Consider the following 22,949-nt stretch of genomic DNA (forward strand, 5'->3'; position numbering starts at 1 on the left):
ATAGCTCAAGAAGATTGGACATCATTTGGAGGAATTAAACTTCAATTTGCAACTTCTATAAGGAAAGTTATAGAAAACATTCGTTGTGAGTTAAAATCTTCCTTATTCATGATTTGCCGAAAAGGGTCAATACAGTATTATCTTTAAAAATCATAAAACAAAAGAAATGATAATAATATTTCCCTTTTTTAATATTTTAGCCAAAAACTCAATTGAAATAACAAAATTTCAAAAAGATAAACTACCTCCTTAAACAATGTCTCTTTAAGTATTTATAACTTAGTAAGTGTCTCATGAGTATTTAATTTGATAATTCTAAATTCGTTAATACTATAGAATGGTGTAAGACTAATTTATTCCTCCAACAAAGAATTTACAAAGGCATAAAACTCGGTTTTAAAAGCGTCGTATTTTTCTCCAGTCGCTGGACCATTAAAACCAGTATGTATTTTCCGAACCTTACCTTTTTTATCAATAAAAACACTTGTTGGGTAAGACCATACATGATTAAGCATGGGCAGTTTTTCCTGTGCTTTTACTTTGCTTGAACCACCAATTTGTGCAAGCAAAATAGGATAGTTAATATTCGCTTTCTCCTTATATCGTTTTATGTTTTCAACGGCAATCTCATTCGTTTTAGCATACTCAAAAGCCAAAGCCACTATCTCTAAATCTTTATTTGTGTTTTCTCTATAAAATTGTGAGTAAAATTTTGTTTCGTCTAGACAATTAGGGCACCAGGTTCCCATAAGCTGCACGATCACTACCTTGTTTTTAAATTGGTCATCTTCTAATGATACTAAATTACCTTCAGCATCTGGAAAAGTAAACGCCAATTTATCGTAACCTTCTTTTAGAAATGTTAATTCATTTTCGTTAGGTAATTCGTAATTCTCATTTCGCGTAGCTATAAAAGGTTCTTTAAAATGGTTACCTGAATAAAACATACCTTGTAAAGTACTATCTGTTGCCGTGCCTGTAAATAAAAAGGCATGAGAACCATCGAAGGTAGAGAGTTCAAAATGTTCTCCTTCTACTACTCCTTCCAGATATCTGTAATCTCCTGTCGTGGTTCTTATAGTACCCGTAAGCTTATTTTGCTGTTGCTTAAAGATACCTTTAGCAATGTATTCATCATCTTCAATTCTTGGGCTAAAAAGCATTTCCCAATTGCCTGTCAAATCTCTTTTTGGTTCATCAGAAACAAAATACCTTTTCTCATTACCAAATTCAGCATTAAAGGTTACTATTCTATCTCTTTCTGGATTAATAAAAATGCCAGACAAGTTGTTTTCATCTAAAAACTTTACAGCAATATAATTTTGGAACACAGGCATTTTTATATTCACCGAATCTCCTTTGTAGTTGATTTCATCAACAACTATAACCTCCTTATCATTATAAATATGTAATTCTGTTTCGCCTTTAACTTCGAAAATAAAAGGCAAGATTTCATTATCCATAACCTCCAATGTCGCTCTCCACAAACCTTTTTTAAGGGTTTTAGTTGGTTTATCAGCACAAGAAAGAATAGAAAATAATATTATTGAGGAAAATAAAAATCTAATCATAAAACCAATACTAAAATTGTTGACCTAATAAACAATAAAAAATGCATAAATAAAACAGAGACTCATTATTTAACCTCTTTTTATGATTTATATATTGAGCTAGTAAAAATTGCATTCACAATTTGCAACCCATTGTTTGAATGCTGACTTCAATATTTTATCTTTGCTCACTTAAACAGCAAATGGTACATGAAGATTTCTTATAACTGGTTAAAGCAATTTATTAAAATAAACTGGCCAGCAGAGCAAACAAGTGAATTACTTACTGATTTGGGACTTGAAGTTGAAGGTATTGAAACATTTCAATCTGTAAAAGGTGGTTTAGAAGGTGTCGTTATTGGTGAGGTCTTAACTTGTAAAAAGCATCCAAATGCAGACAAGCTAAAAATTACTACGGTCAATATTGGTACTGAAGACCATTTACAGATTGTATGTGGCGCACCTAATGTAGCAAAAGGTCAAAAAGTACCTGTTGCTACCATAGGAACAACATTGTACACTCCTGAAGGCGAGGCATGGACGATTAAAAAAGGAAAGATTCGTGGAGAGGAAAGTCATGGAATGATCTGTGCTGAAGACGAACTTGGATTGGGCAAGTCTCATGATGGCATCATGGTATTAGATGAAAAGTTAAAGGTTGGTATTAAAGCTGCAGACGTTTTTAAGGTAGAGAATGATCAGGTTTTTGAAATTGGATTGACACCAAACAGAGCAGATGCCATGAGTCATTTAGGAGTGGCTCGCGACTTGAAAGCTGGTTTGTTGCAGAAAGACATAAATGTAGAACTTATAACACCATCCGCAAGTTCATTTCATGTGGACAATCGCACACTGAAAATAGATGTTGAAGTTATTGATAAAGATTTAGCACCACGTTATTGTGGTGTCACCATTTCTGGTATTAAAGTGGAGAGCTCTCCAACGTGGCTTCAAAATAGATTAAGAGCCATTGGATTGAGCCCAATAAACAATGTAGTAGATATTTCCAATTATGTGTTGCACGAGTTGGGACAACCTCTACATGCTTTTGATTCCAATACAATCAATGGCAACAAAGTTCTTGTTAAAACCTTACCAAAAGGTACAAAATTTGTAACATTAGATGGTGTTGAACGTGAATTGCACGAAGATGATCTTATGATTTGCAATGCTGAAAAACCAATGTGTATAGCAGGTGTTTTTGGAGGTATTGCATCTGGAGTCACCGAAACTACAACGAGTATTTTTTTAGAGAGCGCCTATTTTAGTCCAATAAGTATCAGAAAAACTGCAAAACGTCATGGATTGAATACTGATGCTTCATTTAGATTTGAACGTGGTATAGACCCAAATATTACAGAATATGCACTAAAACGTGCTGCGCTACTCATTCAGAATATAGCAGGTGGCGAAATAACAAGTGATATTGTGGATATTTATCCAAAAAAAATAGAAGACTTCCAAGTGCGTTTAAGCTTTGAGAATGCTGCAAAACTAATAGGTCAAGAAATTCCTAGAGACATTATAAAACGCATTTTAATGTCATTGGATATTAAAATTAATAATGTAACAGAAACAGGACTCGGATTAACAGTGCCTGCCTATAGAAATGATGTACAACGAGAAGCAGACATTATTGAAGAAATCTTAAGAGTTTACGGTTATAACAATGTTGATACAACTCAAAAACTTAATGCTTCTATTTCTAATTCCTCAAAATTTGAAGACTATAAACTTCAGAATATTATTGGAAATCAATTGGTTGCCCAAGGCTTTTTCGAAATTCTTTCCAACTCGTTGACTACTCCAAGCTATACGAATTTAAGTGAGCAATTGCAAAGTGAGCATAGTGTAGAAATGTTAAATCCGTTAAGCAAAGATTTAAGTGTGTTACGACAAAGTTTATTGTTTTCTGGACTTGAAGCTGTAAGTTATAATTTAAATAGAAAACAAAATGACTTGAAATTGTTTGAGTTTGGAAAAACCTATCATCAATTGAATGAAAATCGTGAAGAATATAAATATTTGTCTTTGTTTGTTGCCGGAAATAAAAATACAGAACGATGGAATTCTCCAATTCAACAAAGTGATTTCTTTTATTTAAAAGGTATTGTTTCTTCTATTTTGGACCGTTTAGGCATTTCTAATTATAAAGTTTCTCCATTTACCAATGATGTGTTTAGTGAAGGCATTAATCTGTCTTTGGGCAAAACACTAATTGTGGAGTTTGGTTTGGTTAAAAAACCGATTTTAAAACATTTTGGTATCTCACAAGATGTACTATTTGCCAACTTTAATTGGAATAATCTTTTACAATTGATTAAACATCATACCATTGTTTTTAAGAATATTCCAAAATATCCTGAAGTAAGACGTGATTTTGCGTTACTAATTGATGACCAAGTTACTTTTGAGCAAATTGATTCAATCGCAATGAAAACTGAAAAGGATTTATTGAAAGATGTTGATTTGTTTGATGTCTATCAAGGTAAGAATTTACCCAAGGGGAAAAAGAGCTATGCTGTGAGTTTTACCATACAAGACGAAAGGAAAACACTTACAGACAAACAAATAGATAAAATAATGAAGAAGCTTCAAACCAATTTTGAAAAAGAGCTTGGTGCAGAGTTGCGTTAATATTATAAGAAAAGCCTGCAATTAGCAGGCTTTTTCAAAACTCTAAAAAAATTAATGCGTTAAATTACTTTAACATTTATTGCGTTTAATCCTTTTTTACCTTCTTTTAATTCGAACTCAACGTTATCTCCTTCAGAGATTCTGTCAATTAAGCCAGAAACATGAACAAAATACTCGTTAGACGATCCCTCTTCAATAATAAATCCAAATCCTTTAGACTCGTTGAAGAATTTTACTGTACCGTTTTTCACTGTAATAAATATAAATTAATAAAGTACAAATGTAATATTATTAATGTTGATTACGATATTTTAATTCAGAATTAATTTTCGTATCTTGTAAGAACGATGAACAATTAATTATGAAAGAATCAAATTACATCAAAATATATACAGGAAGTTTTATTATTGCTCAACTTATTACTGATCATCTAGAAGCCATAGGAATTACGCCTGTCATTAAAGACGAAACCGAATCTGCAAGACTTGCTGGTTTTGGGTCTTCAATACCTGGTCTACAAGAAGTTTATGTTACCAAAGATGAATTGGATACTGCAGTTCCTGTAGTAGAAAATGTAACTTCAGAATTACAAAACTAACTATACTGTTACTGAATACATTTTATGACGTAGCTCCTTAATTCTCGGGTCTTGCATATATTCGTCAAAAGTAGTGTATCTGTCTATAATTCCGTTTGGAGTTAACTCCACTACTCTATTAGCAACTGTTTGAGCAAACTCATGGTCATGCGTTGTGAATAAAACAGTGCCTTTAAAATTTTTAAGTGAGTTATTGAATGCCGTGATACTTTCTAAATCCAAATGATTAGTTGGTTCGTCAAGCATTAAGACATTAGCCCTAACCATCATCATTCTTGATAACATACAACGTACTTTTTCTCCACCAGATAGTACATTAGCTGTTTTTAAAGCTTCTTCTCCGCTAAAAATCATTTTTCCTAAAAATCCTCTAACATAAACTTCTTCTCTTTCCTCTTCTGTGGTTGCCCATTGCCTTAACCAATCTACCAAGGTTAATTTATTATTGAAAAATGAGCTATTATCCAATGGTAAATACGATTGAGAAGTTGTAATTCCCCAAGAATACTTTCCGGAATCCGCTTTCTGATTTTCGTTTAATATTTCATAAAAGGCGGTTGCGGCTCTAGAATCTTTAGAATAGATAACTACTTTATCTCCTTTTGTCAAATTTAAGTCTATATTCTGAAAAAGTGTTTCGCCATCAATTGAAGCAGCAAGCCCTTCAATGTTTAGGATTTGATCTCCTGCTTCTCTATCTTGTTCAAAAATGATAGCCGGATAACGACGACTTGATGGTTTAATATCTGAAATATTAAGCTTATCTATCATCTTCTTTCTACTCGTAGCTTGCTTGGACTTGGCAACGTTTGCAGAAAAACGACGAATAAATTCTTCCAATTCCTTCTTTTTCTCTTCAGCCTTTTTATTTTGCTGTGCTCTTTGTCTCGCTGCCAATTGAGAGGATTCGTACCAAAAGGTATAATTACCAGAATAATGATTTATTTTTCCAAAGTCTATATCGGAAATATGGGTACAAACAGCATCTAGAAAATGCCTGTCATGAGACACGACAATTACGCAATTATCATAGTTTGCTAAAAAGTTTTCTAGCCAGGAAATCGTTTCGTAATCCAGATCGTTAGTAGGCTCATCCATAATTAGCACATCAGGATTTCCGAACAAGGCTTGTGCTAAAAGTACACGTACTTTTTGCTTTCCATCCAAATCAGACATTGATGTGTAATGAAAATCTTCTTTAATTCCAAGATTAGACAACAAAGCAGCGGCATCACTGTCTGCATTCCAACCGTTCATTTCTTCAAATTGTACTTGTAGTTCCCCTATTTTATCAGCATTTTCGTCAGAATAATCCGCATACAAAGCATCTATTTCTGTCTTAATTTTAAATAATGGTTTGTTTCCCATTAAAACAGTTTCAAGAACCGTATGTTCATCATACAAATTGTGGTTTTGTTCTAATACGGACATTCTTTTACCTGATTCAAGTGAAACATGTCCTGAAGTAGGATCTTGCTTTCCTGAAAGGATCTTTAAAAATGTAGATTTTCCAGCACCATTTGCACCGATGATTCCGTAGCAATTTCCTTGGTTAAAGGTTGTATTGACTTCGTCGAACAAGATGCGTTTACCAAATTGAACTGAAAGATTCGAAACTGTTAGCATTGCTGAATTTTTAAATTTGGCGCAAAAGTAAAAAAATCAATCCATTAGACGAAAGAAATAGCATTATATTAATATTTAACAGCGTATTAACAGCACATTTCATAATCAAAACATATTTTTGTTTGAGAAAGAAATAACATCTATTTTTTAGATGAAGACATTTATGAAACAATATTACCTACTTTTTATAATTCTTTTTACACTAGTGGCGTGTCAAAAGAATGTCACTTCAGAAAAAGGAGATTATGCATACTTTGGTGGAGAGATTATAAATCCGAACAGTGATTTTGTAGTCTTATCAAAATCTGAAGAACCATTAGATACTATTTATCTTGATGATAAAAACCGTTTTTTATATAAAATTGAAGATTTAACCACTGGTTTTTATTCATTTTTCCATGGTGGTGAATATCAAATTGTATTGTTAGAGCCTAGAGATAGCATTATGTTCAGGCTCAATACAATGGAATTTGACGAATCTTTGGTTTTTACTGGACAAGGAGCTAAAAAGAACAACTATCTTATCAATATGTTTATTGATTCTGAAGCAGAATATGAAAATGTGTTGAAATTTAGTCAATTAACTCCATTAGAATTTGAACAAAAATTAGACTCGCTTCGCGATGAAAAAATTAAAAAATTAGAAACCTTTTATGCTAAAAATGGTGACTCTGAAGTTTTCTATAAAATTGCAAAGGACAATATAAATTATAACTATTATGCCAGTAAAGAGATTTATCCTTTTGCTTATTATGGACATAATGAACTTAAAAATTTAGAGTCTTTACCTAAACATTTTTACGACTACAGAAAAGATATTGATTATAACGATACGCTAATTAAAGATTATTACCCATATAATGCTTTTTTAAGATATCATTTTGATAATCTGGCATTAGCTGAACATTTTAAACATTCTGATGACCAATATTTTAAGAGAAACTCTTTATGTTATAATCTAGATAAAATCAAACTTATAGACAGCCTTTCAACTGATGTTGATATCAAAAATAGATTATTGTATCATTATGCTATTCGATATGTGAATTCAACAGAAAATATTGAAAGCTGTGATAAAATCTTAAAAGAGTTTTTAAGTAGAAGTTCTAGTGAACCCAATAAAAGACAGTTGGCTTATTTAACAGAGTCGCTTAAGAAATTAAAACCTGGCTATGATTTTCCAAATATAAAATTGATAGATTACAACAATTCTGAATTGGTTACTAGTTCACTTTTTAAAGGTAAACCAACCGTAGTCTATTTCTGGACCTATGCATGGAAAGGTCACTTTATAGAAAGTCACAACAAAGTAATAGAGTTGAAGCAAAAATATCCAGAATTAAAATTTGTTGGAATTAATATAAATATAGATGAAACTAAAAATTGGAAAAATGCTTTAAAACAATATAATTTTCCATTTGAAAATGAATATCAATTTGCAAATCCACACGATGCTAAAGATGCCATGGCACTTAATTCTATAAATAAAGTTATGGTTGTAGATGGTAAGGGAAAAATTGCAATTAGCAATGGTAATATGTTTAATGTAAACTTTGAAGAACAACTTTTAGGTTTACTCAATAAATAAACAAAAGAATAGGTATAAATAAAAAAAGCCACAACAATGTTGTGGCTTTTTTTATTCTTTTAATGCATTAATTTCCTTTCTTATAATCTTCCAGAAACTTGGCTAAACCAATATCTGTTAAAGGATGTTTTAATAGTCCATCAATAGAACTTAAAGGTCCTGTCATAACATCTGCTCCGAGCTTTGCACAATCAATAACATGCATCGTATGTCTTACAGACGCAGCCAAAATTTGTGTTTCAAAACCATAGTTATCATAAATATGTCTTATTTCAGAAATAAGATTTAATCCATCCGTAGAAATATCATCTAATCTTCCAATAAATGGAGAAACATAAGTAGCACCTGCTTTTGCCGCCAATAATGCCTGACCTGGAGAGAACACCAAAGTAACATTGGTTTTTACACCCTTTTCTGAAAAATATTTACAGGCTTTTACACCATCTCTTATCATTGGCAACTTAACAACAATCTGTTCATGTAATTCTGCCAAAGCTTCACCTTCTCTAATCATGCCTTCAAAATCGGTAGCAATAACTTCTGCGCTCACATCACCATCCACAATATTACAAATATCTACATAATGCTTCATAATATTATCATGTCCTGTAATCCCTTCTTTTGCCATTAATGATGGGTTAGTTGTAACTCCATCAAGGACTCCTAAATCTTGTGCTTCTTTAATTTGTTGAAGATTTGCTGTGTCGATAAAAAATTTCATTATCTGTATTTTAAAAAAATTAAACTAGCTTTTAAGTTTGCGAATTTACAATAATAAGAAACTATACTATCTTTTTTTGTTCAAAATTAATTAACAACCTTTTCAATAAAGATAAGTATTATTGAATTCTTATTGTATAACCTTTGGTTGTACTGTAAGAACATAATGAATCTTCATATTCGTCAGTTTCAAAATCATAAAACAATGGCGGATCAACACTTAACAATATTGTAAAATCAAAGCTACCTGATTCAACAGGTATGCCTTCAAAATAAACTTTTCTGTAATCTACAAGCATCTCAATACCTTCAGGCAACTCACCATAAAGTTCAAAATAATAACCATAGTCATCATCCCGTGGTTCATTTTTAATTTCAGCATTAATAAAATCTGAATAATAAGCATTTACAAGTCCAACCTCTAAAACTTTATCAGGTAATTCGGGGCTTTTGTTTATGATACATTCAATAATTTGTTCACAACTAGTTAGACACAAAAAGGAAATAAAAATGAAAACAATATTAATTTGCCTCATAATTCAGAAGTTATGAATTTTACATATCAATTAATGTACCAAGATTATAACTTATAGAATTTCAAAAGCATTTTTTCATAGACCCTATCTGGAAGAATTCGTTTTAAAACTATTGAGATTTTTTCCAAAAAACCACCAACCTTATAATGAATTTTAGGCTTGTTGGTTTGAATTATTTTGAGAATTGCATTAGCCATTATTGTTGGATTACTACCACCATTAACATGCTCATTCATTAACGTTAAGGTATTACCATAAGGTATTTTATATAGAGAATTCTCTAAAACCGGCGCATGATATCTACCAGCTGCAATATTGGTGGCAAAATCTCCAGGTGCCACATTGGTCATTTGTATATTAAAGTCTTTAATTTCCATCCTAAAAGCTTCGGTAATCAGTTCTAAAGCACCTTTGCTAGCACTATAAATTCCTCTATATGGTAAACCCATATAACCTGCTATGGATGTAATATTGATTATGAGTCCAGAGTTTTGCTTTCTCATGTGAGGCAAAACAAATTTAATAGTATTGATAGGCCCAAAGAGATTTGTTTCAAAATTTCTCTTAATTTCAACTTCAGATATTTCTTCAATTGGACCTGTGATTCCCTTTCCTGCATTATTAATTAGAACATCTAACCTGTTTTCTTTTTCAAATAGGATTTCTATACAAGACTTAATCGTATCTTTTTGGGTAAGATCTAAGGCCAAAATTGGAAACCTACTATTAGGATAGTTTTGTGGGTTTCTGCTGGTACCATATACAATGTATCCTTTTTCTAAAAGAAGCTCTCCTATAGATTTACCAATACCAGAAGAACCTCCAGTTATTAAAACAACTTTAGACATATTCACTTAAAATTATAAATTCAAAAATACAATAATAAAAGGAAAGAAATGAGCACAAAAAAAGGCAAGCTACCTACATCACACCGCTACGACCGCGTACCTTTGCTGCGTTCCCGCCCTGGAGGATTAAGCAGGAGCTGGTTGTGTAGGACTTGCCGAGTGCAAAGATACAACCTTTTAAAACTTTCACAATGATTTTTTAAACTGAATTTTAATAAATAACTTGCTGAAAATTTTGAATAAAAAATGAAAACCTATAAGCTCCTCTTATTCTTGTTTTTAGGAATCATAATCTTTTCATGTGGTTCTAATTCTGGGCATATAAAAAGTGATTTTTCAATCAATGTAAATGCCAAAAAAAATACGCTTCCCAATAGTGACATATTAATACTTGATATAGAAAATCCAAAGCACCATATTATAGATTCTGTCAAGTATAAAATGAATGATAAGACCATTGAGCAAGAAACAAAATTAAATGATATGCCTCTTGGTCAGCATACAATTAGTGCTACCGTTTACTATTCAGATGATCAGCAAACCACAACAACTCATATCACAATTTTAAATAGTATAGCTCCTAAAGTTTATACGTTCAATATCATAAACGAATATCCTCACGACATTACATCTTACACGCAAGGATTAGAGTTTTACAATGGTGAGCTATATGAAAGTACTGGACAAAAGGGTTCGTCTAAACTTCGTAAGGTAGATTATAAAACTGGTGAGGTTTTAAAAAATTTAAATTTATCCAACGAATTCTTTGGAGAAGGATTAACTATTTTAAATGACAATATATATCAATTAACTTGGGAAAGTGGCACTGGTTTTATTTATGATGTTCATACTTTTGAAAGAACTGGTAGTTTTAAATATGGTGTAAGTAAAGAAGGCTGGGGACTTTGCAACGACTCTCAAAAAATATACAAAAGTGATGGCACTGAAAATATTTGGACTTTAGATCCTGAAACCTTGACTGAAAAAGATAAAATACAAGCTTATACCAATAAAGGAAAAATTATTGGTTTAAATGAAATGGAATGGATTGATGGCAAAATTTATGCCAATAGATATCAAAAAAACGGTGTGGCCATTATCAACCCAAAAAATGGAGCCATTGAAGCAGTAATTGATTTTACTTCTTTAAAAAATAAAGTAAAACAACATGCCAGACTTGATGTATTAAATGGCATTGCCTATAACTCTAAAACCAATACTATTTTTGTTACTGGGAAAAATTGGGATAAACTTTTTGAAGTTGAAATCGTAGAAAAATAGTATATGCAAGTCTATGAAAACTTCATTACTGTCTCCGATTCAGATTTAGATAGTCTTAATCATGTAAACAACGTTCGTTATGTGCAATGGGTAAATGATATCGCAAAAGAACATTGGCAGAAAAATGCTACACCAAATATGTTGAAAGATCACTTTTGGGTAATGATAAACCACTGCATAGAGTATAAATCATCTGCATTATTAAATGATCAGGTTAAACTAAAAACCTTTGTTATAAAATCTGAAGGTGTGACCTCAACAAGAGTTGTTGAAATGTACAATGAAAAAAATGAAAAACTCATTGCAAGATCTGAAACCAATTGGTGTTTTATGAATAGTCAAACAAAAAAGCCTACTAGAATAACCCAAGAAGTCATTGACTTATTTAAATAAAATAATTTTACATCATACTATATCATAATTTCAAAAGTTATATTTTTACCAAAATTGATTTGTAATACATGAAACGAAGCCTCTATTTTATTCTTTCCCTTTCTATTTTAGTGTTTTGGAGTTCCTGCCGTAACGATTTCGAATTCTCACCAAGTACAGGTCAACTAGAGTTTTCAAAAGACACCGTTTATTTAGATACCGTATTTACCAATATTGGTTCAAGCACTTATAATTTAAAGGTTTATAACAAGGGTAATAGTGATATTCTCGTACCTTCTATAAGACTAGCTTCTGGTGAAACTTCAGAATACAGATTGAATGTTGATGGCTTACCTGGCAAATCTTTTGAAAACGTAGAAATTCTTGCAAAAGACAGTATGTTTGTTTTTATAGAAACCACCATAGACTTTAACAATTTTACAAACCCAAACAGAAATTATTTATACACAGATAAAATAGAGTTTGATTCAGGAGCGAATCTACAAACAGTGGAATTGGTTACTTTGGTTCAAGATGCTGTATTTATATATCCCGATCGAGACAATACCACAAAGGTTATTGAGACATTAACCCTTAATGTGAATGGAGAACAATTGGATACTGAAATTCAAGGGCGTTACCTATTACCAACAGAACTAACATTTACTAATGAAAAACCTTATGTCATTTATGGTTATGCAGCGGTACCCGATGGAGAAACACTAACTGTTGATGCAGGAGCACGAGTTCACTTTCATACCGATTCTGGCCTATTGATTGCAGAAAATGGCACCTTGCAAGTAAATGGCAGCTTTAGTCCAGACCAAGGCACATTGGAAAATGAGGTCATTTTTGAAGGCGACCGTTTAGAATCTGATTTCTCTGATATTCCAGGACAATGGGGAACTATTTGGTTATTCGAAAACAGTATGAATAATGTTATTAATTATGCTACTATTAAAAATGCGACCATTGGTATTTTAAGCGATGCCAATCCAAATGCAATGAATGATAAGTTAACCATAAGAAATTCAAAAATTTACAATTCTAGCAACTTCGGAATTTTAGGACGGAATACTTCTATTAAAGGAGAAAATGTAGTCATTAACAATTCTGGACAATCGTCTTTTGCCGGAATTTTTGGAGGTAAATATAACTTCACACATTCAACCATAGCAAACTATTGGAATAATGGATTTAGGCAATTTGCTTCAGTTTTATTAAATAATTATGTACAAGATGAAGAAGGTACAGCTTTTTTAACAGATTTATCTGAAGCCAACTTTAATAACTGCATTATTTACGGCAACGATAATCCCGAAATTTTCCTTGACGAAATTGAAGATCCTTCCGTTGCTTTTAATTTTAAATTTACAAATTGTTTAATTCGGTTTGATAATAGTAGTAATAACTTTACTGGACCTAATTATGATTTTAATGATTTAACGCATTACGAAGGTAATATTTTTAATGAGGAGCCAGATTTTCGTAATACCGAAACCAACGATTTAATTATCGGCCAGGATTCTGGTGCAAATGGTGCTGGACATTCTACATTTGCTAGTCAAGTACCTTTTGATATTCTTAATGAAAGTAGAATTGCATCGCCAGATTTAGGCGCATATCAGCATACTATCTTTGAAGATTAATTTAATATAACTCTTTTAGTTATTGCGTTATTTCCGTTTTCTATGACAAAGAAATATACACCTTTAGATAATTCCTTTAAATCAATACTTCGATTATTATAATTAACAACCTGTTCTTTAATTTTTCTGCCTAAAAAGTCTCTGACAATGATGTTGAGTTCATGCTCAAAATTAGTAACATTTACACAACCATTGGTTGGATTTGGAACTAATTTAATAGCATTCAGACGAAAATCTTCATTGGAGAGCTCTCCAGTACCTTCAACAATATTTAGAACTTGATTTGTTGTAACATTAAAAAATGTGTCTTCAATACCACTTAACCATGTTACCTTAACAAAATCTATATTGGTCGCATTACCAACTCCAAAAAATTCAGTGCCAGAATTCTGTCCTAAAAAAGATTCTCCACAAAGTGTATATCTATACATCATTTTACCATTGACTAGTATTTCAATCCAAGAACCAATACCCATTCTGTTACTCGCATTTCCTTGAAGTTTTACTTTTAACCAATTGTTAGATCCAGCAGAATTTCTCCAAAGTGTATGATTATCTGGTGCTTGATTTGAAACAACAAAATCAGGATATCCATCATTATTAATATCGCCAATGGCATTTGAAAAACTGATGTATTCATCATTATCAAAACCAGCATTACTAGGAATGGAATAGTTATAACTCTGGTCACATTCATAAAAACCTGACATAATTAAACCGGCTCCAGGATTATTGACCATGCTACTCACGTACAAATCCATATCTGAATCGTTATCGGCATCAAAAAAATTGGCACCCCAACCAATACTATTAAAAATAGTTCCAACAGTTGAAGCCACATCTGTGAATGTACCATCGCCATTATTTTGTAAGTGATAATTCCCTTCAACAGTGTTTGTAACATAAATATCTAACCAACCATCATCATTGTAATCATCTATAGTTGTGGACATAGCATTTGCAGCAACATTAGTTCCTGAATCTATACTTACATCTGTAAAGGTACCATCCTGATTATTATGATATAGGATATTTGTATTATCAAATCTATCGTTAGAAATATAAATATCCTGAAAACCATCGTTATCATAATCAAAAAAAGAAGAGCAGAAAGATAAATGCCCTACATCACTTATCCCAGCAGCTGCTGATACATTCGTAAAAGTCCCATTACCATTATTGTGATATAATTGATTTGGTATTACATAACTATTATCTTTATTACACAAAAACAGATCTAAAAAACCATCGTTATCATAATCTCCAAAAGAGGCTCCATAAGTATAAAGTACAGTTAACGCAGGAAATCCAGACGCTGTTGTAACATCGCTAAAAACAAAGCTTCCATTGTTTTGATAAAGAGCATTAACGCCATTTACTTTAGTTACAAACAAATCGTTATCACCGTCGTTGTCATAGTCTACCCAAAGTACCTGTTTAGAATGGCCTGTAATTGTTATATTGAATGTTTCTTCTACAAATGTTCCAGATAAGTTCTTAAAAAACCTAACTGGCGATGTTTCTTTGCTAGCAAATGTTAAATCATCCCAACCATCATTATTAAAGTCATAGAAACTAACACCACCAAGAACGGTACCTGAGTTACCAGTAATTGAAACACCTAGAGTTGAAGCTACATCTTCAAAATAAATTTGTGTGTATAATAATTGAGATGCTAAAAATACAAACAGTATATGTATTTTAAACTTCAGGTGCATTTTATGATTTTAAACAAACAATGGTCTATGAGCCATCATTTCATTCACTTTTTCCTTAACCGATTGTAAAACATTTTCATTTTCATAGTTATTAATCACCTCATCTATAAGCTCTACAATAGCTTGCATATCTGATTCTTTCAGTCCTCGTGTAGTTATTGCTGGTGTTCCTATTCGAATACCAGAAGTCACAAAAGGTGATTTGTCATCAAAAGGCACCATGTTTTTATTAACCGTAATATCTGCTTTTACAAGAGCTTGTTCAGCATCTTTTCCAGATATATTTTTGTTTCTTAAATCAATTAGCATCATATGATTATCTGTACCATTAGAAATAATATGATATCCTTTTGCTACTAAAGCTTTAGACATAGCATCCGCATTTTTCTTAATTTGTAAGGTATAATGCATAAAATCATCTGTTAGTGCTTCACCAAAAGCTATAGCTTTTGCCGCAATAATATGCTCTAGTGGTCCTCCTTGATTTCCTGGGAAAACAGCAGAGTCTAACAAAGATGACATTTTACGCAAATTTCCATTTTTTAATTTCAATCCAAACGGATTATCAAAATCTTCACCCATTAAAATTAATCCACCTCTTGGACCTCTTAACGTTTTATGAGTAGTTGTTGTTACAATATGACAATGTGGAATCGGATCATTTAAAATACCTTTTGCAATTAAACCCGCTGGATGAGAAATATCTGCCATTAATACAGCACCAACAGAATCTGCTATCTCTCTGAATCTCTCAAAATCCATATCTCGAGAATACGCGGAAGCACCAGCAATAATCAATCTGGGTTTTTCTGCCTTTGCTATAGCTTCCATTTTATCATAATTAATTCTACCTGTCTCTTTATCTACACCATAAAAAACAGGATGATATAGTTTTCCGGAAAAATTAACTGGTGATCCATGAGTTAAATGTCCTCCATGAGACAAATCAAAGCCTAGAATCTTATCTCCTGGTTTTAAGCATGCTGCATAAACCGCAGTATTTGCCTGGCTTCCAGAGTGAGGCTGAACATTTGCGTAACCAGCTCCAAAAAGCGTTTTTGCTCTATCAATAGCAATCTGTTCCACTTCATCAACGACTTCACAACCGCCATAATAACGCTTCCCTGGATACCCTTCGGCGTACTTATTAGTTAACACAGAACCTGCAGCTTCCATGACCTGGTCGCTAACAAAATTCTCTGATGCTATAAGTTCAATTCCATGAAGTTGGCGTTCTCTTTCAGCCTCTATAAGTTCAAAAATTTGTTTATCCCGTTGCATATTTGAAGATTGTATTTTAATATTCGTCAAAAATAGGAAATAGATTAGTTTAAAACAGTAAAAAATATATATTTACCTTTAAGTTTTTAACTAATTTATTAACGATTATCAAGAAGATAATTTTTATTGCTTTTTTCCTTTTAAAATAAAAAAATTATGTAGGTTTGAAATCAATTATATAAAACCAATAACTTAAACCATATGTCAATCGCTGCTAATAATCCTGATAGAAAATCGTGGCTACACGTTGATAAAAATTCAGATTTCCCAATACAGAATATTCCTTTTGGAGTATTCTTAACTAGAGATGACATTATTACAATTGGAACAAGGATTGGAGATACTGCTATAGATTTAGGAGCATTACATCAACTCGGATATTTTGATGGAATTCCTTTAACTGATGACATTTTTCTTCAAGATACTTTAAACGATTTTATTGCCGATGGAAGAAAAACGTGGAGGGCAGTTAGAAACAGAATAGCAGAAATTTTTGATTCAGAAAATACAACTCTAAAGAGCAATAAGAAGCATAAAGAGATTGTATTGTTTAGATTAGATGAAATTGAAATGCAATTGCCAATACAAATTGGTGATTATACAGATTTTTATTCTAGTATAGAACATGCTACTAATGTTGGCACTATGTTCAGAGATCCTGATAATGCATTAATGCCGAATTGGTTACATATCCCCGTCGGGTATCATGGTAGAAGCTCGTCCATTATTCCTTCCGGTATTCCAGTTCACAGACCACAAGGACAAACGCTTCCTGCTGGAGTGACAGAACCCGTTTTTGGACCAAGTAAGTTGGTCGATTTTGAATTGGAAATGGCATTTATTACGACAGATGCTAATGATTTAGGTGAGCCTATTCCTATTGATGAGGCCGAAGAATATATTTTTGGTCTTGTATTGTTTAATGACTGGAGTGCGCGTGATATTCAAAAATGGGAATATGTTCCTCTCGGACCATTTTTAGCAAAGAATTTTGCGTCCTCTATGTCTCCTTGGATTGTAACTTTAGATGCTTTAGAACCTTTTAGAGTAGATGGTCCTAAACCAATAAAACCACAATTACCTTATTTACAATACAAAGGAAAAAAGAGTTTTGACATAAATCTTGAGGTTGCCATACAGCCCAAAGGGTCTAAAGAAACTGTTGTAAGTAGATCAAATTTTAAATATATGTATTGGAATATGTCTCAACAATTGGCACACCATACCGTAAATGGTTGTCCAGTGAATTCAGGAGACATGATGGGTAGTGGAACTATTTCTGGCTCTACTCCAGATTCTTATGGCTCTATGCTAGAACTAACCTGGAGAGGTGAAAAACCTCTTAAAATGAAAGATGGGACTGAACGAAAATTCATTAATGATTTTGACACGGTAATTATGAGAGGTTATTGTGAAAATGATGGTACTAGAATCGGGTTTGGCGAAGTTAAAACGCAGTTGCTTCCTGTTTTCAAACCAAAGAAAATAAAAAAATAACTTGTTGATAATAAACAATTTAAAACCATATTTGTTGTTTATTAGTATTATTTTCCCTTAATTGGCATCATATTTGAAAATCTAATATCATAATTGTAAACCCCAGCATTATGAAAAAAATACTACTCCTTTCTGTAATACTTTCATTACTTATATCTTGTAGTGGAAGAAAACAAGTAGAAAAAGCATTAAATTCTGGTAATTACGATCAAGCAATTAATGATGCACTAAAAAAACTTGAAACAAACAAAGATAAAAAGCGTAAGCAAGACTATGCCTTTATGCTTCAAGATGCCTATTATAAGGTTGTTGAAAGAGACTTAAACGACATCTCGCATCTTAAAAAAGATAATAATCCTGAATTGTATCAAAATATATACGAAATCTATTCTGATTTAAATGCTCGTCAAGAAGCTATAAAACCAATATTACCATTAAATATTAATGGGAAGAATTTAAGATTTAAGTTTAATGACTATAGTAATGATATAGTTGAATGGCGTGAAAAAGCATCTGATTATTTATACGAAAAAGGACTGAAATTATTGGATTCAGAACATAAGAACAACATTCGCGAAGCCTATAGTACTTACGAATATATTGAGTCTATTAATCCTAATTACGCTGATACGAGAGACTTGATGGAAGAAGCTTATCAAAAAGGATTAGATTATGTTATTGTGTCTATTGAAAATCGAACTCATCAGATTATTCCCAGACGTCTGGAAGAAGATTTGCTCAATTTTGATACATATGGACTCAACAAATTCTGGACAGCCTATCATTCTAACATGGATGGTAACATAAATTATGATTACTCTATGCAATTGCAATTAAAACAGATTAATATTTCACCAGAACAAATTAATGAACGTGAGTTTTTAAGAAAGAGAGACATCGTAGACGGTTGGGAATATCAATTGGATGGTAATGGTAATGTGGCAAAAGATAGTCTGGGAAATGATATTAAAATTGACAAAATTGTTGAAGTAAGAGCTAGATTCTTTGAGGTGGTGCAAATAAAATCTTCACAGATAATAGCAGATGTTGTATACGCTGATTTAAAAACCAATCAACTTATAAAAACCTTTCCTATTGATAGTGGTTTTGTTTTTGAAAACGTTTTTGGTTCATATAGAGGTGATAAAAGAGCATTAACTCGTGAGGATATAGATTTAACTAGAAATTACAGAGTCCCTTTTCCAAGTAATGAGCAGATGGTATATGATACTGGTGAAGATTTAAAACTTAAGCTTAAAAACATCATTCATAGATTTAACTTCTAACAAAAACTCCCAAAGTTATTTGGGAGTTTTTATTCAATTTAACTTTTTTGGTAAGAATCAATCCAATTATTAACCTTATTTTCTAACAATTGTAATGGGATACAACCTGTTTCTAATATTTGATTATGAAACTCTTTGATATCAAATTCATCACCCAATTCTTTTTCAGCTTTGTTTCGTAATTCTATAATTTTTAATTGTCCTATTTTATATGACAATGCCTGTCCAGGGTTCGCCATATAACGCTCAATCTCTCTTTCAATACTATCGGCAGATTCCGCTTCATTATTTATTGAATATTGTATGGCTTGTTCGCGAGTCCAGCCTTTAGCATGCAAACCAGTATCTACTACTAATCTTATGGCTCTATGGATTTCTGAACTTAACATACCAAAATACTGATATGGATCTTTATACAATCCTAATTCACTTCCCATAGATTCAGTATAAAGTGCCCATCCTTCTCCGTAGGCACTGTACCATAATGTTTTTCTGAAATCTGGTAATTCTTCATTTTCTTGCGCTAATGATATTTGAAAATGATGGCCCGGAATTGCCTCATGTAAAAACAAGTCTTCCTTATCAAAAATATTGTAAGATTCTACATCAGGTATAGGTGTATAAAAAATTCCCGGTCTAGTCCCATCAACAGAGCCTGGACTATAATTTGCAGCTGCTGACTTTTCTCTAAAAGGTTCTGTACGTCTAACTTCAAAAGGTGTTTTAGGTTGTTTTCCGAACAACTTATCAATTTGAGGTTTCATCACATTATGAATACTATCATAATATGCAATGACTTGAGATATTTCAGTAAACGGCATTAAATCTTTATTTGTTCTTACAAAATCGAAAAAAGCTTTTAACTCACCATCAAAACCAATCACTTTTTTAACACTATCCATTTCAGATTGAATCCGAGCTACTTCCTTTAATCCAATCTGATGAATTTTATCAGCAGTCATATTTGTAGTTGTATATTTTTTTATCTGATGAACATAGTATTGGTTTCCCAAAGGTGTTACTGCGGCTATACCTTGGTTTTCCTTTCCAGCAGGTAGGTATTCGTTCTTTAAAAAATCTACCATGTCTTTATGAGCTGGCATTATTTTATTTGATACCATATCTGTATAAGCTTTAATCAATTCTTCTCGTTCTTCTTTAGAAAACGCTTCAGAAATAAAAAGTATCGGGCTGTAATATAAATGGTCTTCAACATTCCCTGCAGCCAAAACTTCAAACTGTGGAATTACCTTAACAATTAGAGAAGATGGCAACACATATCCAGATTCCATTCCTTTTTTCATATTCTCTTTGGCTGATTCTAACCACTCTAAATAAAAATCTACCCTTTCCAACCAGTTTTTATAGTCTTCGACCAAATTGAATGGTTGTGAGGTAGAACCACTTGCCAATTGATTAAAATCAAGATTTAAAGACCACATTTGATCGATAGGCATTAAATCTTTTTGAAATGTCATCTCTTCAAGATTAATCTCACAATCCCATAATAAAACAGCTTTACTCATTTTTTCTGTATCAGATAGTTGTGATTCATCAATATCTGATAAAGCTTTCTTATATTTATTATAGTAAGCTTTTTTCTTGGCTTTATAGTCTTCAGATAAGAAATTAGGTAATTGGTCATTAAAACGATTGTCTCCTGCTTGGGTTGCATTTAACGGATTTAGAACAAGTCCTTCTTCATTATAATTGTGGAGCAATTCTGCAAATTTTTCACTAGTGTTATCTGTTGCAACATTAGTTGCGGTTTCATTTTTACATGAAAATAAGAATACAAATAATAAAAAGTTTAATAGTATGTTTTTCATTTGGCTTATTTAAATTTTTACAAATATATATATAGATAATATAAGCAGCAATGAAAATTAACAGTGTTTATAGACTCCATTGACGATAAGGTAAAAAAATTACGCTGGTTTTATTCTTAAAATAATAAACCCTAAAATAGCAGATATAAATGAGCCTATTATGATACCTATTTTGGCAGAATCTATATAAATTTGATTACCTGCAAAAGCAAGGCTTGCGATAAAAATTGCCATAGTAAATCCTATACCAGCCAAAAATGACACTCCAACAATTTGTGTGTTACTTATATCCTCTGGAACTTCTATAAGTTTTATTTTTTTTGCAAATAAGACAATACTAGAAATACCAATGCTATTGCCTAAAACTAAACATATAATAATGTTTGTCACTAAAGAAATATCCAAATCAAGGTTTCCGCTGATAACAACACCTGCATTTGCCAAAGCAAAAACAGGAATAATTAAATAAGCTACCCAATCGTGCAACTGGTGCTCCAAATGTTGAAGTGGAGACTGGTACTTATTGGTCCAATCTTCAAGGTCATCTATTTGCTGTATTTGTTGTTTTGATAAAATTGGTTTCTTTGTATTTTCTGCTTTTTTAATCTCGGTAATTATACTAACCAAATTATTAATGAACTCTTTTGTGTCTATTTTTTGCCTTACAGGTACAGAAAACGCTAATAAAATACCTGCTAATGTTGGATGTATTCCTGATTTTAAAAACAAAGTCCAAATAATTATTCCAAACAAAATGATTAAAAATTTCGAATAATAGCCTTTAAAAGACAAACCATACAATATCCCTAATAATACAAAAGCTATAACCAATAGAGAGATGTTTATTGAACTACTATAGAACAATGCTATTACCAAAACAGCTCCAATATCATCAACTATTGCAAAGGCAGTCAAAAATATCTTAAGGCTCAACGGCACTCTATCTCCCAAAACTTTAAGTACTGCCAACGAAAATGCAATATCTGTAGCCATTGGAATTCCCCAGCCTCGTAATGTTTCTGGATTTTGATTTAAAAACAAAAAGAAAATGACTGGAATTGTCATTCCGCCCAAAGCACCAAAAAGAGGAAAGGATATTTTTTTTAAAGAATTTAGCTCACCGATTAAAAATTCTCTTTTTATTTCTAAACCAATTAGAAAAAAGAAAACAGCCATTAAGCCGTCATTAACCCATAGTAACAAGGGTTTTTTAAGCTCAAAGTTTTCTGCTGAAAAGCCCACTTTATATTGCCAAAGTGACTGATAACTATCACCAAATGTAGAATTTGCCCATACTAAAGCAATAATCGTAGTTCCTAAAAGAAGAATGCCACTGAAGCTCTCAATTTTAACAAACTTCTGAAATGGTGTTAAAATGACCTTTTTAATCATTTTTAAAGAAGGTAGATTATTAAATTTTAACGAAGTTAACCTTTTTCTTGAAGCAAATCAAAACTTGAGAAATACGATATTACTTCATAAGGTTTTTTAAGTCGACATCATTAATTGAACCGTGGCTTGAATGACTAATTACTTCTCCGTTTTTTATTACCATCAATTGAGGTGATTGATGCCTAATGTTAAATTGAGAAGCTATATGGTTAGATACATTCCGAAACTTTATAAGATCATTAAAATAAAAATCAAAATAATTTTCAAGCACTAGATTATCCCTTTCAAATTCCTTCAATACGACTCGACTTATTCCACATCTAGTTGAGTATTTAAAAATTATTTGAGGTCTCTTTTTTGAGTTTTTTAAAATACCATCCAATTGCTCAATTGTGGTTAAGGCAATCCATGGTAGAACTTTCTCTTCTATTGATCCAGATGAAGCAGCAAAAATTTTTTTAAATAAACCCATAAAATTTTCTTTTTAATTTTCAAAGTAGTCATAAGCTTATTCAACTCCTTACAAACTGCCTAAAAGTCA

The 22,949-nt window shown here is 31.9% G+C and carries 20 protein-coding genes and 1 other RNA gene; 9 read left to right on the top strand and 12 right to left on the bottom strand.

Translation table 11 applies throughout. The annotated features are described in order from the left end of the window. The gene (locus tag AAFP94_RS11970; RefSeq protein ID WP_409628704.1) at window positions 1-147 is read left to right on the top strand and encodes a DUF2805 domain-containing protein; all 147 of its coding nucleotides are present in this window, start codon (window positions 1-3) and stop codon (window positions 145-147) included. A 206-nt stretch (window positions 148-353) separates the two neighbouring features. On the opposite strand, the gene AAFP94_RS11975 is transcribed toward AAFP94_RS11970, so the two are convergent. Continuing rightward, entirely contained in the window at window positions 354-1,571 is a 1,218-nt protein-coding gene (locus AAFP94_RS11975) for a peroxiredoxin family protein (RefSeq protein ID WP_316662974.1), read from the bottom strand. 189 nt (window positions 1,572-1,760) lie between these two features. Between AAFP94_RS11975 and pheT the strand changes: the two genes are divergently transcribed. Continuing rightward, a complete protein-coding gene (gene pheT, locus AAFP94_RS11980) occupies window positions 1,761-4,187 on the top strand; it encodes a phenylalanine--tRNA ligase subunit beta (RefSeq protein ID WP_316662975.1) in 2,427 nt (808 codons plus the stop codon). A gap of 59 nt (window positions 4,188-4,246) precedes the next feature. On the opposite strand, the gene AAFP94_RS11985 is transcribed toward pheT, so the two are convergent. Then, complete coding sequence (locus tag AAFP94_RS11985; RefSeq protein WP_316662976.1) at window positions 4,247-4,438, bottom strand: cold-shock protein; 192 nt, start codon at window positions 4,436-4,438, stop codon at window positions 4,247-4,249. A gap of 110 nt (window positions 4,439-4,548) precedes the next feature. On the opposite strand from AAFP94_RS11985, the gene AAFP94_RS11990 reads away from it, so the two are divergent. Next, window positions 4,549-4,785 carry a putative signal transducing protein gene (locus AAFP94_RS11990; RefSeq protein WP_316662977.1) on the top strand — a complete coding sequence of 79 codons (237 nt, stop codon included), beginning with the start codon at window positions 4,549-4,551 and terminating at the stop codon, window positions 4,783-4,785. On the opposite strand, the gene AAFP94_RS11995 is transcribed toward AAFP94_RS11990, so the two are convergent. Continuing rightward, a complete protein-coding gene (locus tag AAFP94_RS11995; RefSeq protein ID WP_316662978.1) occupies window positions 4,786-6,411 on the bottom strand; it encodes an ABC-F family ATP-binding cassette domain-containing protein in 1,626 nt (541 codons plus the stop codon). 163 nt (window positions 6,412-6,574) lie between these two features. On the opposite strand from AAFP94_RS11995, the gene AAFP94_RS12000 reads away from it, so the two are divergent. Then, window positions 6,575-7,999 carry a TlpA family protein disulfide reductase gene (locus tag AAFP94_RS12000; RefSeq protein WP_316662979.1) on the top strand — a complete coding sequence of 475 codons (1,425 nt, stop codon included), beginning with the start codon at window positions 6,575-6,577 and terminating at the stop codon, window positions 7,997-7,999. Window positions 8,000-8,066: 67 nt separating this feature from the next. Here the strand turns inward: AAFP94_RS12000 and fsa are convergent, their stop codons facing one another. The 4 genes from fsa to ffs form a co-directional block, all read right to left on the bottom strand. Continuing rightward, a complete protein-coding gene (gene fsa, locus AAFP94_RS12005; protein ID WP_316662980.1) occupies window positions 8,067-8,720 on the bottom strand; it encodes a fructose-6-phosphate aldolase in 654 nt (217 codons plus the stop codon). Window positions 8,721-8,838: 118 nt separating this feature from the next. Next, window positions 8,839-9,255 carry a hypothetical protein gene (locus tag AAFP94_RS12010; protein WP_316662981.1) on the bottom strand — a complete coding sequence of 139 codons (417 nt, stop codon included), beginning with the start codon at window positions 9,253-9,255 and terminating at the stop codon, window positions 8,839-8,841. A gap of 44 nt (window positions 9,256-9,299) precedes the next feature. Beyond that, on the bottom strand, window positions 9,300-10,103 hold the full coding sequence (locus AAFP94_RS12015) for an SDR family oxidoreductase (protein WP_316662982.1): 804 nt from the start codon (window positions 10,101-10,103) through the stop codon (window positions 9,300-9,302). Window positions 10,104-10,162: 59 nt separating this feature from the next. Further along, window positions 10,163-10,261, bottom strand: an RNA gene (ffs, locus tag AAFP94_RS12020) — signal recognition particle sRNA small type. 88 nt (window positions 10,262-10,349) lie between these two features. On the opposite strand from ffs, the gene AAFP94_RS12025 reads away from it, so the two are divergent. The 3 genes from AAFP94_RS12025 (at window position 10,350) to AAFP94_RS12035 (ending at window position 13,405) form a co-directional block, all read left to right on the top strand. Continuing rightward, entirely contained in the window at window positions 10,350-11,384 is a 1,035-nt protein-coding gene (locus tag AAFP94_RS12025) for a glutaminyl-peptide cyclotransferase (protein ID WP_316662983.1), read from the top strand. Window positions 11,385-11,387: 3 nt separating this feature from the next. Further along, complete coding sequence (locus AAFP94_RS12030) at window positions 11,388-11,777, top strand: acyl-CoA thioesterase (protein WP_316662984.1); 390 nt, start codon at window positions 11,388-11,390, stop codon at window positions 11,775-11,777. A gap of 68 nt (window positions 11,778-11,845) precedes the next feature. Further along, window positions 11,846-13,405, top strand: coding sequence for a right-handed parallel beta-helix repeat-containing protein (locus tag AAFP94_RS12035; RefSeq protein ID WP_316662985.1), 1,560 nt, complete (start codon window positions 11,846-11,848; stop codon window positions 13,403-13,405). Here AAFP94_RS12035 and AAFP94_RS12040 read toward each other — a convergent pair. Both AAFP94_RS12040 and AAFP94_RS12045 read right to left on the bottom strand, forming a co-directional pair. After that, window positions 13,402-15,123, bottom strand: a complete 1,722-nt coding sequence (locus AAFP94_RS12040) for an FG-GAP-like repeat-containing protein (protein WP_316662986.1) — start codon at window positions 15,121-15,123, stop codon at window positions 13,402-13,404. The two genes, AAFP94_RS12035 and AAFP94_RS12040, sit on opposite strands and share 4 nt — an antisense overlap. A gap of 9 nt (window positions 15,124-15,132) precedes the next feature. Beyond that, the gene (locus tag AAFP94_RS12045; protein ID WP_316662987.1) at window positions 15,133-16,404 is read right to left on the bottom strand and encodes a serine hydroxymethyltransferase; all 1,272 of its coding nucleotides are present in this window, start codon (window positions 16,402-16,404) and stop codon (window positions 15,133-15,135) included. Window positions 16,405-16,605: 201 nt separating this feature from the next. On the opposite strand from AAFP94_RS12045, the gene fahA reads away from it, so the two are divergent. Next, a complete protein-coding gene (fahA, locus tag AAFP94_RS12050; RefSeq protein WP_316662988.1) occupies window positions 16,606-17,901 on the top strand; it encodes a fumarylacetoacetase in 1,296 nt (431 codons plus the stop codon). 110 nt (window positions 17,902-18,011) lie between these two features. Next, a complete protein-coding gene (locus AAFP94_RS12055; RefSeq protein ID WP_316662989.1) occupies window positions 18,012-19,187 on the top strand; it encodes a hypothetical protein in 1,176 nt (391 codons plus the stop codon). Window positions 19,188-19,225: 38 nt separating this feature from the next. Here the strand turns inward: AAFP94_RS12055 and AAFP94_RS12060 are convergent, their stop codons facing one another. The 3 genes from AAFP94_RS12060 to ytxJ form a co-directional block, all read right to left on the bottom strand. Further along, entirely contained in the window at window positions 19,226-21,016 is a 1,791-nt protein-coding gene (locus AAFP94_RS12060) for a DUF885 domain-containing protein (protein ID WP_316662990.1), read from the bottom strand. A gap of 99 nt (window positions 21,017-21,115) precedes the next feature. Continuing rightward, complete coding sequence (gene nhaA / locus AAFP94_RS12065; RefSeq protein WP_316662991.1) at window positions 21,116-22,408, bottom strand: Na+/H+ antiporter NhaA; 1,293 nt, start codon at window positions 22,406-22,408, stop codon at window positions 21,116-21,118. A gap of 79 nt (window positions 22,409-22,487) precedes the next feature. Then, a complete protein-coding gene (gene ytxJ, locus AAFP94_RS12070; RefSeq protein WP_316662992.1) occupies window positions 22,488-22,880 on the bottom strand; it encodes a bacillithiol system redox-active protein YtxJ in 393 nt (130 codons plus the stop codon). Window positions 22,881-22,949 lie beyond the last annotated feature (69 nt).

This window comes from Gilvirhabdus luticola (assembly GCF_040117515.1).
GTDB lineage: Bacteria > Bacteroidota > Bacteroidia > Flavobacteriales > Flavobacteriaceae > Gilvirhabdus > Gilvirhabdus luticola.

Coding starts and splice junctions, on each gene's coding strand:
- AAFP94_RS11975 (WP_316662974.1), bottom strand. CDS start 1,571: ATGATTAGATTTTTATTTTCCTCAATAATATTATTTTCTATTCTTTCT.
- pheT (WP_316662975.1), top strand. CDS start 1,761: ATGAAGATTTCTTATAACTGGTTAAAGCAATTTATTAAAATAAACTGG.
- AAFP94_RS11990 (WP_316662977.1), top strand. CDS start 4,549: ATGAAAGAATCAAATTACATCAAAATATATACAGGAAGTTTTATTATT.
- AAFP94_RS11995 (WP_316662978.1), bottom strand. CDS start 6,411: ATGCTAACAGTTTCGAATCTTTCAGTTCAATTTGGTAAACGCATCTTG.
- AAFP94_RS12000 (WP_316662979.1), top strand. CDS start 6,575: ATGAAACAATATTACCTACTTTTTATAATTCTTTTTACACTAGTGGCG.
- fsa (WP_316662980.1), bottom strand. CDS start 8,720: ATGAAATTTTTTATCGACACAGCAAATCTTCAACAAATTAAAGAAGCA.
- AAFP94_RS12010 (WP_316662981.1), bottom strand. CDS start 9,255: ATGAGGCAAATTAATATTGTTTTCATTTTTATTTCCTTTTTGTGTCTA.
- AAFP94_RS12015 (WP_316662982.1), bottom strand. CDS start 10,103: ATGTCTAAAGTTGTTTTAATAACTGGAGGTTCTTCTGGTATTGGTAAA.
- AAFP94_RS12025 (WP_316662983.1), top strand. CDS start 10,350: ATGAAAACCTATAAGCTCCTCTTATTCTTGTTTTTAGGAATCATAATC.
- AAFP94_RS12030 (WP_316662984.1), top strand. CDS start 11,388: ATGCAAGTCTATGAAAACTTCATTACTGTCTCCGATTCAGATTTAGAT.
- AAFP94_RS12035 (WP_316662985.1), top strand. CDS start 11,846: ATGAAACGAAGCCTCTATTTTATTCTTTCCCTTTCTATTTTAGTGTTT.
- AAFP94_RS12040 (WP_316662986.1), bottom strand. CDS start 15,123: ATGCACCTGAAGTTTAAAATACATATACTGTTTGTATTTTTAGCATCT.
- AAFP94_RS12045 (WP_316662987.1), bottom strand. CDS start 16,404: ATGCAACGGGATAAACAAATTTTTGAACTTATAGAGGCTGAAAGAGAA.
- fahA (WP_316662988.1), top strand. CDS start 16,606: ATGTCAATCGCTGCTAATAATCCTGATAGAAAATCGTGGCTACACGTT.
- AAFP94_RS12055 (WP_316662989.1), top strand. CDS start 18,012: ATGAAAAAAATACTACTCCTTTCTGTAATACTTTCATTACTTATATCT.
- AAFP94_RS12060 (WP_316662990.1), bottom strand. CDS start 21,016: ATGAAAAACATACTATTAAACTTTTTATTATTTGTATTCTTATTTTCA.
- nhaA (WP_316662991.1), bottom strand. CDS start 22,408: ATGATTAAAAAGGTCATTTTAACACCATTTCAGAAGTTTGTTAAAATT.
- ytxJ (WP_316662992.1), bottom strand. CDS start 22,880: ATGGGTTTATTTAAAAAAATTTTTGCTGCTTCATCTGGATCAATAGAA.